Genomic DNA, 17,060 nt, shown 5'->3' with positions numbered 1-17,060 from the left:
GCGCTTCATTTTTTGAACCGAAAGTGAGGGAAATCCATGCAACACGCAACCGATTTGACAAAGAAGTCGAAGCCGAATCTCTCAAGTGTGCCCCCGGCCACACCGAATAAGGTAAGGAAACAGGAACGGCTAAAACAGAATTTAATCGGATGGGCATTCGTTGCCCCGACTGTACTGTTCGTCATTGCTTTCATTTATTACGGAATCTTCTATAATGCCTTTCACTCGCTCTTTTCCTGGGACGGGATTTCGTTTGAAAAGACGTATATCGGATTCGAAAACTTTGGTCGTATGTTCCAAGACCCTGAATTTTATAATGCACTGAAAAACACTGGAATTTTCACGGCTCTCACGGTGACTGTTCAGGCCGGACTCGGTTTGGTGTTGGCGTATTTACTTCATACAAAAGGGGTCGGACGCACTTTCTTCAAATCGGTGTTCTTCTTCCCGGTCGTACTCAGTCCGGTTGTACTCGGTGCGGCATTTTCCCAGATTTTCGATTTTCAGTTCGGCTACATTAACGAATTCTTAAGAATGGTTGGGCTTGGTGCTTTCGAACAAAACTGGCTCGGGGACCAGGATGTCGCCCTCTATTCTATTATCTTGATTAACATCTTCCAGTGGACAGGCTCATCGATGATCATGTACTACATGGCGATGCTCGCCATCGAGCGGGAAGTGTTCGAGGCGGCAAATATCGATGGGGCAGGCTTCTGGCGCACGCTTTGGAGCGTCGTCTTCCCGAACTTGAAAGGGACAACATTCACGCTGACAATCCTCGGGGTCATCGGTGGACTAAAGACGTTTGATATCGTCTGGATTTCAACACAGGGCGGGCCGGGTAACTCGACCGAGGTCATCTCGACGTACCTGTTCCGAAAATCGATGCTTCACCAAGAGGTCGGTTACGCCAGTGCCGTCGCCATCATCTTACTTGCGATCGCACTCAGCATCACGTACTTCCAAATGCGTGTACAGAAGAAAATGGACTGAGGAGGAGAACGGATGGAATTGCAAACGAAAAAAGGAAGATGGTTCACGAATATCGGTTTGTCTGTCATGGCCGTGATTTGGTTGTTCCCAATCTTCGTCATGTTCAAAGAGAGCTTACGTGTAAATGGATTCGATAACTATATCGCGACGCTCGAAAATCCAAACTTCCCACAGTTCGTCTTTAACAGCTTCATTGTCGCATTTTTCATGATTTTGCTTTCAATCTCACTTCTCGCCTTCGCGGCATTCGGATTTTCAAAACTTCAATTTGCCGGTAAGCGACTCCTTTTCAATCTCGTGTTGGCTGGTCTTATGTTACCGGTCGCTTCACTCATCGTCCCACTCTTTTTCACGTTGCGAACGCTTGACGGGCTTAACAGTTATTGGGGATTGATCGGAGCAGAGATTGCATTCTTCCTGCCGTTTGGATTGATGCTCATCAAGAGCTATTTTGATGAATTGCCGAATGAATTGATGGAGGCCGCACACATCGACGGGGCATTGACTCTCCAAATCTTTTATAAGGTCATGTTGCCGCTCGCAAAACCGGCGCTCGCTACGGCGACAATCTATGCATTTCTGAATTCGTGGAATGAATATCTAATGGTACTCACGTTCATGACCAATCCGGCTAAACAGACGGTCACGATGGCACCGACCTTCTTCACAGAAGCGCTCGGTGGTGACCCCGGAAAATTGTACGCCTCGCTCGTCTTGATCAGCTTGCCGACGATGGTGTTTTATATCTTCTTCCAACGCTTCTTGCAAAAAGGAATGACTTCGGGAGCGGTCAAATAATCGATTGAGGTGAACAGTATGTATTTAGGAGTAGACTACTATCCAGAACAGACAGACCGTGTACTTTGGGATGAGGACATCCGCTTGATGAAAGAGCTTGGTGTCAATGTTATCCGAATGGCCGAGTTTGCATGGACGATGATGGAACCGGCCGACGGCGAGTTTGACTTCTCGTTTTGGGACGAGGTCGTCGAGATGTTCGGCGAACACTTTGACATCGTCCTCGGCACGCCGACGGCGACACCGCCCGCGTGGCTCATCGAGAAGTATCCGGATATCCTCCCGGTGACGAAAGACGGCGTCCGTATCAGCTTCGGTGCCCGCCGTCATTATACGGTCAACAGCCCCGTCTACCGCGAGTACTGTGAACGAATTACCCGCAAGATGGCGGAACGGTACGGAAGACACCCGCGTGTCATCGGCTGGCAGACGGACAACGAGTATGGACACGAACAGTCGGACCGTTCGTACGGTGACGTCGATCAAGTGGCGTTCCAGGAATGGCTGAAAGAACGTTACGAGACGCTCGACGCGCTCAATGCGGCTTGGGGGACCGTCTTCTGGAGCCATACATATACGGCATGGACACAGATACCGGTCCCTCGCACCGTGTTCCAGGAACATAACCCGTCGCTCCTCGTCGATTTCGACCGGTTCTGCTCGGACGCGTACCGCTCGTTCAACAAACTTCAAGTCGACACGCTCCGTCCACTCATCCACGAGGACGCGTTCATCACACATAACCTCGTCTATAGTGACATGGCGATCAACCAGCAACAGATGGCCCAAGACCTCGACTACGTCTCGTTCGACAACTACCCGGTCTGGGGCGGGTTGCCGGAACCGAACCGTTTCGAGAAGACGGCGCACGACCATGACCTTTGCCGCTCGTCGAAACAAGGGAAAGGATTCTGGGTGATGGAGCAACTCAGTGGGGCACAAGGATGGAGCCGCATCGGCTACTTGCCGCGCCCAGGACACATCCGCCTATGGACACATCAAGCCGTTGCTCGTGGCGCAGAGGCGATCGTCTACTTCCGATTCCGTGCCGCCGACTTCGGGACAGAAGAGTTCTGTCACGGCATCATCGACCATGATGGGAAGCCGAAACGGAAGTTCGAAGAAGTGAAGCACGTCATGTCAGAATTGCACGCGCATGGCGACATGATCAACGCGGCTGCTTATAACGCGGACGTCGCCGTCTACTTCGACCAGGAGAACCTATGGGCGTGGACGCACCAACCACACTCGGACGCCTTCCACTTCAAACAAGAGTTCGTCCGCTTCTACGGTGCGGCTGTCCGCCAAGGTGTCAACACGGATATCGTCTTCCCAGGGGACGCGCTCGACTCGTATAAACTCGTCATCGTCCCGCTCTATTTCCTCGGAAATGACGTATTCGATGAGACGCTCATCGACTATATCGAGAACGGTGGGAACGTCATCTTCACATATCGTACAGGTGTGAAAGACCCGCTCAACCGTTGCCACAACTTGACGCTCCCAGGCAAGTTCGCCGAATACGCCGGGATTGAAATCGATGAGTATGAGAGTTTACAAGCTGTCCAGTCGAACGAGGTCCGCCTCGGCGACCAAGTGTCTGAGGCGAACATCTGGTGCGACCTGGTCACGCCAAAAGGTGCCGAGGTGCTAGCGACTTACGGGCAGGCGTTCTATAAAGGGACGGCAGCCATCACGCGCCATACGTATAAAGGCGACGTGACGTATATCGGCTCATCGGTCGACGATGCGATGCTCGACACGGTTTATCACGAGGCGTTCACACGCGCCGGAATCGATGCGCACCGACTTCCGGACGATGTCGAGAAAGTCGATCGCCACGGCGACGGACAGTTAATCCGTTTCTACTTAAACCACTCGACCGAAGTCACGTCGTCCGTCGAACTCGACGGCACGTGGCAGACGCTTGACGGGGAGACGATGACGGGGACACTCGAACTTGAACCGCTCGCGGTCGTCTTACTCAAACGGGAGGTGGAGGCATGATCGTTCATCACGACAATCGTTTCGCTCTCATCGGGACGAATCTCACATACGTGTTTGATGTCGATGCACGAGGTCGTCTCGTCCATCAATATCTCGGTGGACGCCTGCATGAGTCAGATATCAAAGAACTACCGGATGCGCGCGTGTTGCACTCGTCGTTCGAGACACCGGAAGGGGTGGCCGCTTACGAGTTCACCTCGTTCGGAGACCTCGTCTATACGGAACCGACTTTGAAGAGTCATACCGAGACGGAACGGTTGCACGCGTTCTCGCTCGGGGACGTGCGGATCGAAGGAGAGACGCTCGAGATTGAATTGTTCGATTCGATTCAATCCCTTCACGTGACGCTTCAGTTCACACTCTATCCGGCGTACGACATCATCGCCCGCCAAATGACGGTCAAAGCAGGCGAAACGGTCACGCTCGAAAGCGCGCAGTCGTTCAGTCTCGGACTCATCGAGCGCGACATGCGACTCAGCCATTTCAGCGGTGCATGGACGAGCGAGTTCCAGCTTCAGCAAGGACCACTCCTCCCGGGCAAGAAGACGATCGAGAGCCGGCGCGGGTTGACGAGCCATCAGAGCAACCCGTGGTTCGCACTCGACAGCAGCGCGACGGAGACACATGGGGAAGTCGTCTACGGATTTCTCGGTCACTCCGGCAACTGGGCAATTCATTTCGAGAAAGACCAGTTCGGCTTCACACAAGTGACGGGTGGGATTAACCCGTTCGACTTCGCGAAGACGCTCCAAGCGGGTGAATCGTTCACGACCCCACCGGGCTATATCGGTTATACGCAACGCGGGTTCGGCGGTATGAGTCAGAACGCCCACGACTTCGAGCGTGACGTCATCATGCCGGAAGCGACGCGTGACATGTTGCGCCCGGTCCTCTACAACTCGTGGGAGGCGACCTATTTTGAGGTCAGCGAGGACGGACAGAAACGTCTCGTCGACGAGGCGGCCGCGATCGGCTGTGAGTTGTTTGTCGTCGATGACGGTTGGTTCGGTGAGCGCCATTCGGACGCGGCTGGACTCGGGGATTGGCACGTCAACGAGACGAAGTTCCCGAACGGGCTCGACCCGCTCGTCCGCTACGTCGAGGAGAAAGGTCTCCAGTTCGGGCTATGGGTCGAACCGGAGATGGTCAACCCGGACTCAGACCTGTACCGGGCTCATCCGGAATGGATTTACTATACGGACGGACGCCCGTCGACGACGTCACGGAACCAGTTCGTCTTGAACCTCGCCTTGCCTGAAGTTGAGGCACACGTGACGGCATGGCTCGACGAGTTGCTCGGACGACACGACATCCGTTACATCAAATGGGACATGAACCGTGCCTTCTCCGAGCCGGACAGCCCACACCTGCGTAACGCCAAGGAATTATGGCTCCGTCATGCGGAAGCGGTATATCGCATCCTCGACACGTTACGGGAAAGACATCCGAGTGTCGCGTTCGAGTCATGTGCCGGTGGCGGTGGACGGATCGACCTCGGTGTCCTCTCGCGAGTCGAACAAGTTTGGACGAGCGACAACACGGACGCACTCGACCGTCTCGCCATCCAGGAAGTCTTCTCATACGCCTATAACGCCAAGATGATGAGTTGCTGGGTGACGGACGCGCCGAACTGGTTGAACAATCGTTCGTTGCCACTCGGGTATCGGTTCGTCAGCGCCATGCAAGGGACGCTCGGCATCGGCGGCAACCTGCTCGAATGGACGAAAGAAGAATTGACAGAAGCGAAAGAATGGATCGCGACGTATAAGAAAATTCGCCCGCTCGTACAACACGGGACGAGCCATCGTCTCGCCTCGCTCAAACGGGACGGCTACCACGCCGTCGGCTATACGGACGGGGAAGACTACGTCGTTCTTGTCAACGCCGACCGACGTCAATACGGGAAGAACCGCTTACGCGTAAAACTGCGCGGACTTGACCCGGAACGAACGTACGAACAAGAAGGGCGTCGCGTGAGCGGACGCTATTTGATGGAACAAGGCATAAACCTCACACAACAAAAAGACTACGATGCGTATTGCCTGGTCATTCACCCGGCATGAGCGATGGAAGGGATGAAGCCGTATGCTTTCATTTGACATGGAACAGCTGAAACAACAATTCGAGGAGGTGTTCACCGCATCTGCGGACCGGGTGTTCTTCGCACCGGGTCGTATCAATTTAATCGGCGAGCACACCGACTATAACGGAGGGCACGTCTTCCCGTGTGCGATTACGTTCGGGACGTATGGACTCGTCAAAAAAAGGGAGGACGACTTGATTCGTGTCTACTCACGCAACTTCGAGGATGTCGGCATCGTTTCGTTCCCTGTGACGGACGGGACGTATGAGGTGAGCCACGACTGGGCGAACTATATTAAAGGTGTCGTCACGTTCCTTCGACAAGACGGGCACGACATCCATGGGTTCGACTTTCTCCTCGCAGGCAACATTCCGAACGGGGCGGGTCTCTCGTCATCGGCCTCCCTCGAACTCGTGACGGCTTATATGTTGAATGAAGTCTACAATCTCGGTATCGAACGGCTTGACCTCGTCCGCCTCGGACAACGAGTCGAAAACACGTTCATCGGCGTCAACAGTGGCATCATGGACCAGTTCGCCATCGGGATGGGCAAGGCCGGGCAGGCGATGCTCCTCGATTGTGAGACGCTCCATCACGACTACGCGCCGATTCAGCTCGATGGGTACGATATCGTCATCATGAACACGAACAAACGACGCGAGCTCGCCGACTCGAAATATAACGAACGTCGACGTGAATGTGACACGGCCCTCGGCTTGATTCAACCAAAATTCGAAGTGGAGTCACTCGGACAGCTGTCGATGGAGGCGTTTGAAAAAATCGCGATTGACTTGCCGGAGACGCTTCGCAAAAGGGCCCGTCATGCCGTCTCGGAGAACGAACGAACGAAACTTGCGTATACCGCTTTACAAGAAGGACGACTTGAGACGTTCGGTCAGTTGATGAACGCGTCACACGCGTCGCTTCGTGAAGATTATGAAGTGACGGGGCTTGAGCTCGATACGCTCGTCGCAGCCGCGCAAGGATGTGACGGTGTCATCGGTGCCCGCATGACAGGGGCCGGATTCGGTGGCTGTGCCATCGCCATCGTCCGACAGACAGATACGAGCGCTATGATCGAACAGACGTCCGCGAAGTACGAAGAGACGATTGGTTACGCGCCGACGTGTTACGTCGCCTCGGTCGGGGACGGCGTCCGAGAACTCGTAGAGGAGGAAGTGAAATGAGTGTACTTGTCGTCGGCGGTGCCGGCTATATCGGATCACATGCCGTCCGAGCCTTATTAAAAGATGGGGAGGACGTCGTCATCCTCGACAATCTTCAGACCGGACACGTCGAGTCGATTCCGCAGGATGTCCGTTTTTATGAAGGGGACTTACGTGACCGCACGTTCGTGAAGGATGTGTTTGCGAAAGAAATGATCACGGACGTTCTCCATTTCGCAGCAAACTCGCTCGTCGGCGAATCGATGACGGACCCGCTCGCCTACTATGACAACAATGTCTTCGGAACTCAGGTGCTCCTCGAGACGATGCGGGACGCAGGGGTGAAGCGAATTGTCTTCTCCTCGACGGCTGCGACATACGGCGACCAGACCGTCATGCCAATCGACGAGACGGCGCTGACGAATCCGACGAATCCGTACGGGGCGACAAAGCTCGCGATGGAGTCGATGATTCGCTGGTGCGACCAGGCACATAGCATTCGCTCGGTTGCACTCCGTTACTTTAACGTCGCCGGCGCGATTGCGACCGGTGAAATCGGAGAAGACCACGACCCGGAGACACACCTCATTCCGATCGTCTTACAGGTCGCAAACGGACAGCGTGACGCCATCACCGTGTTTGGCAACGACTATGCGACAGAAGACGGCACATGTATCCGTGACTACATTCACGTCCAAGACCTCGTTGACGCGCATCTGCTAGCACTCCGTTATTTAAGGGAGGGCGGTGAGAGCGACGTATTCAATCTTGGAACGGCGAACGGACTGTCGGTGCTCGAGATTATCGAAGCGGCACGACGCGTGACAGGACATGACATTCCGGTTCGACTCGGGGAACGCCGCGCCGGTGACCCGGCGAAGTTAATTGCCTCGTCCGAAAAGGCGAGACATACGCTAGGCTGGATGCCGAGCCGCTCAAATGTCGAGACGATCTTGACGGACGCGTGGAACTGGCATGCGACGTATCCTGATGGATACCGGACTGGAAAGGAGGTTGAGAAATGATTGATGCGACGATTGAAACGCTTGTCGAAGCAGCCATCCGAGAAGATTTGATTGAAGAGCAGGATCGAATTTATTCCCGGAATCGCATTCTTGCCAAGCTGAGAAAACTGGATTTTACATTACGGAGTACGAGGCAGAGAGCGGAAATTCCTGAGTTGTTAGAGATCCTGACGCTTAATGCGATAGATGCAGGGATCATCGAAGACTTATTAGAAGAGAAAGACAGATTCAAGGCAGAGGTCATGGACGTATTCGTTTCAAAACCTTCAGAAGTGACACGTACATTCAATGTTTTGCGTGAGATTGATGTGAAATCAGCAACCGATTACTTCTATCAAATGAGTCGAGCGTCAAACTATATACAGACAGAGCGAATTGCCAACAACATCACATATCAGGCACCGACCCAATACGGCACACTCGATATCACAATCAATTTGTCGAAACCGGAGAAAGACCCGCGTGAGATTGCACGAGCACGCCTTCAACCAACACCGGCGTCAAATTATCCGAAGGGCTTGCTTGCGATTGAAAATGAGGGATATTCCGGTCATATGAACCATCCTGCAAGGGCAAATCATCGAATCATTCCACTTACTTTGGGTGGAGAAAAGTGGTCTTTCCAATACTCTCCATACTTATATTACAATGAGCACTCCATTTTGTTGTCGAATGAAATACGCGATATGGTCATCGACCGAGGAGCATTTGAGCGTTTACTCGACTTCATCACGCAGTTCCCGCACTATTTCGCAGGATCGAACGCGGACTTGCCAATTGTAGGTGGCTCGATTTTGACACACGACCATTATCAGGCCGGTCGTTATCGGTTTGCGATGGATGATGCGCGCGTCGTTTCAACATATCATTCTGAACGGTATGATCAAGTCGATATCGAAACCTTGTATTGGCCACTCTCGGTCGTCAGACTTCGTTCCCGTCAAAAAGAGCAGCTTGTCATGTTAGCGAACCAGTTACTCGGCTATTGGCGCAACTATGAGGATGAATCGAGCGAAGTCATTCCTTATACGGACGACGTCCCGCATAACACGGTCACTCCGATTGCGAGACGGCGGGACGGGTATTATGAACTCGACCTCGTCCTTCGGAACAATCGGACGAGTGACGTGCATCCGGACGGGATTTTCCATCCGCATGCTGACGTGCACCACATCAAGCGTGAGAATATCGGCTTGATCGAAGTGATGGGACTCGCCGTGTTACCAGCACGCCTGAAGACAGAACTCGAACAAGTCGTCCGTTATGTGGCGGGCGAGGATGTCCATGTTGAAGCGATGCATCAGGAATGGGCCGATGCGTTGCGGAAGAAGTCCGGCGACCCGAAAACGATTGTCAATCAGGCGGTCGTCGACAAGTTCGTGAAAGGACTAGAAGACGCCGGTGTCTTCAAACAAACGGAAACGGGGCAGGAACGGTTTGATGTGTTCGTACGTTCGCTCCTGAGTCATGTCGATAAAGTGGAGTACGGAACACCAAGGTCGGGAATGAGAGAGAAAACGAACTAAAGGTGGTTGTACGAGTGAAACAAGCGACGATTCAAAACGCCAACGGCATGGTACTATCCGCCATCGATTATGGTTGTGCGATGACGGATCTGACGGCCCCGGACCGAAATGGAAAACTCGACTCGGTCATCTTGAAGTATGGGGACGTCTCTCAATACTTAGAAAACCCAGTCTATCTCGGATCGGTCGTCGGGCGAATTGCCGGACGGATCCGTGACGCGGAGATTGATGGCGTCGCCTTGACCCCAAGCGAGGCGCCCCATCATATCCACGGAGGAGACAAAGGCATCACGGCCCGTCACTGGGAGATGGATGCCGACGAGCAGTGCATCCAGTTCACATATGTGAGCCCGGACGGGGAAGAAGGGTATCCCGGAAACGTCTTCTTCAAAGTGTTGTATGAACTGACAGATGACAATGAACTGATCGTCACGATGACGGCGGAGACGGACCAACTGACGTGGGTCAACCTGAACCATCACAACTACTTCAATCTCGGGGGACACCCGACCATCCACGACCATGAGCTGACGTTACCAGCCGATTCGGTCGGGGTGCTCGATGCGGAATCGCTGCCGACAGGAGAGTTGCGTGACGTAAGCGGGACCCCGTTTGATTTCCGGTCCGGGAAAGCGGTCCGAGAGGCGCTCGAGTCAGGAGACGATGCCATTACAAAAGCCGGAGGGCTCGATCATCCGTTCATCTTGAGGGACGGGGAGACGAGGCTACATGACCCGGTGAGCGGACGGACGATGACAGTCGAGACGAACCAGCCGGTCATGGTCGTCTATACGGGCAACTTCCTCAGTGAAGAGACGCCGGTGACGCTCGACGACCGACAAAAACATAGCGCGATTTGTCTCGAGGCACAGGCGTTCCCGGATGCCCCGAATCATCCAGATATCGCGACCTCGATCGAACTGAAACCGGGTGAATTGTATCACTCGCGGACGGTCTACCGGTTTGAGGTGGAATAAAAAACAGGCACCAAAGCAGGCGGATCCGCCATGCTTTGGTGCCCTTTTTTATAGAGTCGGTAAGACGTCTACAACCGTCATGTCGAGTTGTTTGAACGATTGGCTTGTGACAAGCGATGTCATCGCCTCTTTGACCTTCATCGGATTCATCCAGTCCGAGACGGGAATCGTTGCGACGTGGATCTTCGTATATTTCTTTCCTTCGAGCATGCCCGATGGTCGGAACGTGACACCTCGTTCGCTAAGAGCCTGAAGCAACTTCAACCGGACCGGATAGTCGAGCGGACCGACCTCGACATGGATTTTCAAGTCATCGTTCCACTCCCGGGAGAACCAGACGATCAAACCGTAACCGAGCCAGTAAGCTTTCCCGAGTCGTTCCATCTGGGACAACGGTTCAACCCAGGCCGGTGGGATGAAGTTTGGGACACGGGCGTGGGGACTATATGTCCCTTCGGCGAGCTGTTGTTCTTGTACGAACGACAGGAATCCTTGATACATAATGTTGCTGCCGGTCTTGAAGACATAGTCGATCGTCTTCTGTTTCTTCGCATAGATTTTCGCCAGATGCTCTCGCTGGTTCGGAGTCATGCCATGGAGTGCTTGAACGGCATCGCGGAGCTCGATTTGCTTTTGCCGTTGCGTGTTCGCATAGGCATTCGCACAGATCAAATGAATCGCGCCCGCATGATTTTGATAAATCTTCATGGCCGTCTCCATCATCTCGTCGTCCTCGACGTACCGTTCTTCCAACAACGCGATGTAGTACGTCAAAAAGTCATAGATGCTGTCGGCGATCGTCTCTTTGTTCAGGCTCAGCTCCTGGCTGATGATGTGCAGAACATCCTCATATGCGAGCATCCAATAGGCCTCATGGGACGGGGCCTCACCGGACAAGGTCAGGAAGACAGGGAGGACCTGCCATTTTGAATAGCGTTCCGTCACACTCGTTAAATAGCGGTCAAGTTGGTTGTTTGACTCGGCGGAGTGGAATTTGTTCTCGATGAGTAAGATCAAGTTCATTGACGGGATTTCAATCAACAAGTCGATCGCCCCGTTCCCGTTCGTTGACCATTCCCGATGGACGACGACGTCGGATAAGGGGGCATGGAGGAACGGAAGATAGTCGATGCCGTCAATCTTGTCTTCGTTCTCTGACTTGGTCACGAGATTCATCAAGACTTTTCGTAAGAAGAAGCTTCCGAGACGATGGTTCTCGTTCGGATCGAACAGCCAGGCGAGAACGTTCGAGTGGCGGATCTCATACTGATCGACGCGTAGTACTTTTAGTGGGTTGAACTGATGGAACTGTTGATGCAGACGGTTGAAGTCTTCATCATTTTCGAGTTGGAGGATTGTATCGAGTTGCAACTTGTTATTGAGGACAGGATTCATACAGTAGCTCCTTTTTATGTGATATCGGATTAATTAAATCATATATTCATTTGATACCGACGCAAAAAAATGTATTCGGTTCAATGCCATGATGATCCATCGATTTCTCTACGAAATGGTTTATAATGACAAATGAAGAACTTTATATTGAATGAGGTGGATGTCATGCGCTCGGTCATTTTTGGAATCGGTCTATTCTTAATGTGTCTTTCGTTGAGTTACCTGTTAGTGAAAAGTACGCTGCAATACTGGATGATTCATCGACGATTACGGATCAGCATGGCGTCCTTTCGAAAAGAGTGGAATGACGTAAAGCACCCCCCAGCTGGTCAGTTCGACCTTCTCAATCTTGTGTTCCGGTCAGCGATCTTCCAGTTGTATCCGAAGATGAAGATGAAACGGAAACGCTTGGAGCAACTCGTGAGTGGTGAGTTGAAGCGGATGGTGAAATACGGATGGGGTGCCTCCTTTTCAGTGTTCGGTCGAGGACTGCTTGCAACGGTGATGATTGGGATGAGTGTGTTCAGTGGGCATGTTGTCTGGCAAGACGCGAAACAGTTTGATGTCGCGGCCTGGCTCGAGCCAAAGCAAGTGAACAGCGAGGCAAGTGCCCTCGGTAAGACATTCAAATTGCCTTATGAAATCCGCTCCCCCAAGACGCTTGGTACGGCAATCGCGTTTCATATGAGTCGTTTTGATGATCACTTCACGATTCAGTACACAGGGGATGCGACGAATATGAAGCAAACGCTCGATGCCGCCTGGGAATGGGTGGAACAAAACCACATCTATATCTATCGATTGCAGCGAGGTGGTGAATCGGAATTTCGTGAACAGAATGGGTCCGTCGACATCACGATTCGACTTGAATACGATATGACCGCAGAAGAGGCCGAACAGGTACAGGCTCGCGTCGATCAAGTCATCGCCCAAATGCCAAAACAGCTCAGTCAAGTGGAGAAAGTGAAGTATATCAACGACTACGTCGTCATGAACACAACCTATCATTTGGACAGTCAGGCGAGTCCCTACACGCCTATTCGATTTTATTGAACGGAGAAGGCGTCTGTGAGGGATATGCGTTGACGACGCTACTGTTGCTGGAGGCGGCAGGGCTGGATACGAAATACATATCAGGAAAAGCGGGGGATGGCCTCCATGCATGGAACCTCGTTCAAGTAGACGACGAGTGGTACCATCTCGATACGACGTGGAACGACCCCTTGCCGGACCGTCCGAACGAGGTCGGATACGATTATTTCTTAGTATCTGATGCGACGATGCGTCAAAATCACACGTGGATGACGGATAACTATCCGGTGACGGCAATCGATGATTACATTGAATAAAAGTGAAAAGAGTGGGAACACCACTCTTTTTTTGTGAACTATACACCTGTTTTTGCAAAAAATGGTCAGTTGGTTTTTGAGAAAAATGATATATTATTATATGGAAATTATAGGGGGTTTAATTAGACATACTTCGATGAGAAAAGAGGAGAACGAATGAAGAAATGGTTGATTCAAATGCTCATCATCGTCTTCGTGATGAGTTCGCTGTCACTAACCGGAATAGCGATGGAAGACACTGAAGCACCGGAAGTCATAAGTTACACGTTGCCAAACAAAGCGTTCACAGTTGGAGAAACGATTGAGATTGAGGCACATGTAGTAGACAACGTTACGGAAACGCCTAGAGTCAATTTTTACTTGCTAAAACCAGTCACAAAGACACCCCTTCACGTAAGTATGAAAGCCGTGGGGAATGGAATTTACAAAGGAAGTATTCAAGTGACCGAAACAATGCAGGCAGGTCGTTACAGGATGGAAGATGTGTACGGAGAAGATGAATTCGGTAATCGTGATTCCTTACGGTATCATGGTGAAGATCAGTGGTTCGAAGTGTATGGAACGACATCGGATATCGAACCTCCAACATTATTGGACTATACGCTAGGGAATCGTGCCTACACGGTCGGTGACGTCATCGAAGTGACCGCTCATGTTGAAGACGACTATACAGAAACCCCTCATGTGTCTTTTTCAGTTAAAACACCGATTACCGGGAAGCGGCTTTATATCCCCGTAAAGAAACAAGAGGATGGGCTTTTTAAAGGAACACTCGAAGTGACAGACAATCTGGAGTCAGGCCGTTATGTCATAGACCAAATATACCTCATGGATATTGAACGTAACTTTATTCATATAAATCGAGAAGAAGGGGATGACCGGTGGTTTGATATATCGGGTACGAATCCGGATGTGGAAGCTCCGAAACTCTTGAGCTATTCGTTGGAAAATAAGAAGTACACAATTGACGACATCATCAACGTAACAGCTCGAGTCGAGGACAACGTAACAGCTAAGCCACGCGTGTGGATGACACTGATCAATCCGGTTACCGGGGCAAAGATTAACCATGAAATGGACGCACAAGGAGACGGTGTCTATAACAAGATGATCCCAGTGAAAGATGGAATCGCGACCGGACGTTTTGTCTTACTCGAGGTGTGTACCAAAGATGATCAATCGAATTTTGCCTGCCATAAGCCGGAAGAAGGAGATGATCAGTGGATTGAGATTCAGTATCCAGAAACCGATACGATTGCGCCGGTATTTGATCACATTCCAACGCAAACAATTGAACTGTATGAAGGGGATGTGAAACCTTTTCAGATTGTTGCGACGGATGATTTAAAGTTAAAATCGGCTACGGCACGATTCGTAAATGAGAAGAATGAGACCGTCACCGTCACTAGTTCAAATGTCGTGGCGGAGGGATTTTATTTTGATGTGGCTCACAGTGATTTTCCACAACAGGATGGGGAGTGGAAACTGCAATCACTGAGTCTATACGATTTAAACGAAAATCAATCAACTGTGACAGAAGGATTGGATGTAGTGGTCAAGACGTGGGACAAGATTGAACCGCTTGACGCCATCATTGTCACATCAAACGAAACTTGGGAACGGACGACGATTAATCAAGATGTGTACCTCATGCCAGGTGTCACTTTGAAGTTAGGAGAAGGAACGGTTCTGAATGGGACGCTTCATAATGAAGGACGTTTACGTTTACTCGGAGGCGTTAGTGGAAGTGGTGAGATTCGAAGTGGTGGCTATATGATCATCGACAGTAACCCGGGATCAGATAGCTTGACTACGATGTCAGGAACGAACAGCATCACGAAGAAACACCGGTTTTATGACCATCTACCGTTTCGTTTAAGCGTGAGTCCCGTACCGGGGGAAGAGAATCTGATTTCTGTATCAGGGGTCTTTATTCCACTCGCGACGCTTTATCTCAATGGAGAGCCACTTCAAACGAAAGCGGATAAAACATTTGGATTGACGATGCCTGTACCGGAAGATGGCTTGCTGCGCTTTTCGATGACTTCGCAATTTAAAGAGTCCTATCAATGGACGCATCGCGTGACCGCAACGGACTTACCTGTGTTCATGGATTCGGTTCCGCTCAAAATAAGCGGGTTTACCGAAGGACGGAAATATTATCGATACATTACCCCGAGATTCGAAGAAGGGACCGCCACATTGAACGGACAGCCCTATACGTCGGGGACGACCATCAAGGAACCGGGCAAGTATACACTCGAGTTGGATGATGGGTTTGGGAACAAGCTGGTCAAACAGTTCACGATTGACCGGACACCTCCTGTCATTGATGGAATCAAGCATCGACAAGTCACGAATCAAGATGTCTTCATTCACTATAACGAAGGCCTTGCGACCTTGAACGGGCGACGAATTTACAACAACAGAACGGTCAGCGAGGCAGGTCATTATATCCTGCGCGTCACCGACCAAGCCGGTAACATAACAGTTCGTGAGTTCACAATTGATACGGTAAGACCGGATCGGCCGACGCTCCGTACGGTGACGGACCAATCGACACGCGTCACAGGAACAGCCGAAAAAGGAGCGCTCGTCTATATTACTTACAATGGGCAGACGTACCGGACGAGAGTGAGCAGCAGAACGGGCATCTACAGATATTACTTGAATACGACGAGAGTCGGAGCGACCGTGTCTGTAAAGGTTCAAGATCGTGCAGGCAATTTCTCGCTCCCACGATCGATGAGGGTGCTGAAAACGTTCCGAACGTTCACGGTCAACCCGGTGAGATCCCATCAGTCCGCAATCACAGGGAACGTGCGCCATGGGGCGTTTGTCCGGGCCTATGTCGGATCGAAACTGATTGGAAGGTCAGGAGGCAACTCGCGAGGAATGTATACAATGTACATTCGTCCTCAAAAGGTAGGGACCCCAATCACGATCTATATCAGCAAACAAGGTTATCAAACGATCAAGAAAACAATCATCGTCACGCGATAAATGGCAAAGGCATCTCCCGAAATTTCGGGGGATGCCTTTTTGGTTTCATTACACCGCATAATCTCCGTTGTACTGGACAAGCGAAACGTCGCGGACTTCTTCGATTTCGTTCAAGCGGTTCATGAAGGCCGTGTTGTCGATCTTCAGACGCACCTCTGCCGTCAATTCGACGACATCTTTGCGGACGATCTTCGACTTGAGCGTGTAGTCGAGCTGTTGGAGCTCACGGCGGACCTCGTCATGGCCGTCCTCATAATAATGGATGACGAGCAGGTACAGCGTGTCCGTATGCTTTTTACGGGAAAGACCGACGATGACCCCGCCGATCACGGCTGCCCCGAAGAGTGTCAGGAAGTAGAGCCCGGCACCACTCGAGATTCCCGCTGCGATCGCCCAAAACATGAAGACGACGTCGAGCGGGTCTTTGATCGCGGTCCGGAAACGGACGATACTGAGCGCCCCGACCATCCCGAGGGAGAGGACGACGTTCGTCGAGATCGTCATGATGACGAGTGACGTGATCAACGTCATAACAAGGAGCGTCGCGTTGAAGCTCGGGCTATACAACACGCCGCGATACGTCGTCTTATAGATCATATAGATGAAGCTCCCGGCGACGAACGCGGTGAGAAGCCCCAGCATGACGTCCACGATTGACAGGTTACCGAACGTGAACTCGTTTAAAAAGCTGTTTTTAATAATGTCATTGAAGTTAACTTGTGTATCCATATGTTCTCA

Annotated in this window: 12 protein-coding genes; 10 read left to right on the top strand and 2 right to left on the bottom strand. The window is 51.6% G+C overall.

Annotated features, from left to right (window positions below; all coding sequences use genetic code 11):
* The first annotated feature begins 36 nt into the window (after window positions 1-36).
* Genes KNP03_RS04530 through KNP03_RS04495 form a run of 8 tightly spaced genes read left to right on the top strand, consistent with a single transcriptional unit; the run spans window position 37 to window position 10,575 of the window.
* Window positions 37-993 carry a carbohydrate ABC transporter permease gene (locus KNP03_RS04530; RefSeq protein WP_214825824.1) on the top strand — a complete coding sequence of 319 codons (957 nt, stop codon included), beginning with the start codon at window positions 37-39 and terminating at the stop codon, window positions 991-993.
* A gap of 12 nt (window positions 994-1,005) precedes the next feature.
* A complete protein-coding gene (locus KNP03_RS04525; RefSeq protein ID WP_214825822.1) occupies window positions 1,006-1,791 on the top strand; it encodes a carbohydrate ABC transporter permease in 786 nt (261 codons plus the stop codon).
* Between the two features lie 18 nt (window positions 1,792-1,809).
* Window positions 1,810-3,798 (top strand): beta-galactosidase, encoded by a 1,989-nt coding sequence (locus KNP03_RS04520; RefSeq protein WP_214825820.1) that lies wholly within the window; start codon window positions 1,810-1,812, stop codon window positions 3,796-3,798.
* Window positions 3,795-5,861 (top strand): alpha-galactosidase, encoded by a 2,067-nt coding sequence (locus KNP03_RS04515; protein WP_214825818.1) that lies wholly within the window; start codon window positions 3,795-3,797, stop codon window positions 5,859-5,861. The genes KNP03_RS04520 and KNP03_RS04515 overlap by 4 nt, the downstream gene beginning before the upstream one ends.
* Before the next feature lie 22 nt (window positions 5,862-5,883).
* Window positions 5,884-7,068: a galactokinase gene (locus KNP03_RS04510; protein WP_214825816.1), complete on the top strand. Its 1,185-nt coding sequence runs from the start codon at window positions 5,884-5,886 to the stop codon at window positions 7,066-7,068.
* Complete coding sequence (gene galE, locus KNP03_RS04505) at window positions 7,065-8,072, top strand: UDP-glucose 4-epimerase GalE (RefSeq protein ID WP_214825814.1); 1,008 nt, start codon at window positions 7,065-7,067, stop codon at window positions 8,070-8,072. Before KNP03_RS04510 ends, galE begins: the two co-directional genes overlap by 4 nt.
* The gene (locus tag KNP03_RS04500; protein ID WP_214825806.1) at window positions 8,069-9,598 is read left to right on the top strand and encodes a UDP-glucose--hexose-1-phosphate uridylyltransferase; all 1,530 of its coding nucleotides are present in this window, start codon (window positions 8,069-8,071) and stop codon (window positions 9,596-9,598) included. The genes galE and KNP03_RS04500 overlap by 4 nt, the downstream gene beginning before the upstream one ends.
* A 14-nt stretch (window positions 9,599-9,612) precedes the next feature.
* On the top strand, window positions 9,613-10,575 hold the full coding sequence (locus KNP03_RS04495; RefSeq protein WP_214825805.1) for an aldose epimerase family protein: 963 nt from the start codon (window positions 9,613-9,615) through the stop codon (window positions 10,573-10,575).
* A 48-nt stretch (window positions 10,576-10,623) separates the two neighbouring features.
* Here KNP03_RS04495 and KNP03_RS04490 read toward each other — a convergent pair whose 3' ends face one another.
* Entirely contained in the window at window positions 10,624-11,970 is a 1,347-nt protein-coding gene (locus KNP03_RS04490; protein WP_214825803.1) for a PDDEXK-like family protein, read from the bottom strand.
* Window positions 11,971-12,839: 869 nt separating this feature from the next.
* Between KNP03_RS04490 and KNP03_RS04485 the strand changes: the two genes are divergently transcribed.
* Both KNP03_RS04485 and KNP03_RS04480 read left to right on the top strand, forming a co-directional pair.
* A complete protein-coding gene (locus KNP03_RS04485; RefSeq protein ID WP_214826244.1) occupies window positions 12,840-13,319 on the top strand; it encodes a transglutaminase domain-containing protein in 480 nt (159 codons plus the stop codon).
* Window positions 13,320-13,475: 156 nt separating this feature from the next.
* Window positions 13,476-16,322 carry an Ig-like domain-containing protein gene (locus tag KNP03_RS04480; RefSeq protein ID WP_214825801.1) on the top strand — a complete coding sequence of 949 codons (2,847 nt, stop codon included), beginning with the start codon at window positions 13,476-13,478 and terminating at the stop codon, window positions 16,320-16,322.
* Between the two features lie 48 nt (window positions 16,323-16,370).
* Here the strand turns inward: KNP03_RS04480 and KNP03_RS04475 are convergent, their stop codons facing one another.
* Window positions 16,371-17,051: a DUF4956 domain-containing protein gene (locus KNP03_RS04475; protein ID WP_214825799.1), complete on the bottom strand. Its 681-nt coding sequence runs from the start codon at window positions 17,049-17,051 to the stop codon at window positions 16,371-16,373.
* Window positions 17,052-17,060 lie beyond the last annotated feature (9 nt).

The organism is Exiguobacterium algae (assembly GCF_018617875.1).
Classification (GTDB): domain Bacteria; phylum Bacillota; class Bacilli; order Exiguobacteriales; family Exiguobacteriaceae; genus Exiguobacterium; species Exiguobacterium algae.
Note: the sequence above shows the minus strand (reverse complement) of the source record. Positions and strands in the feature narration are given on the sequence as shown.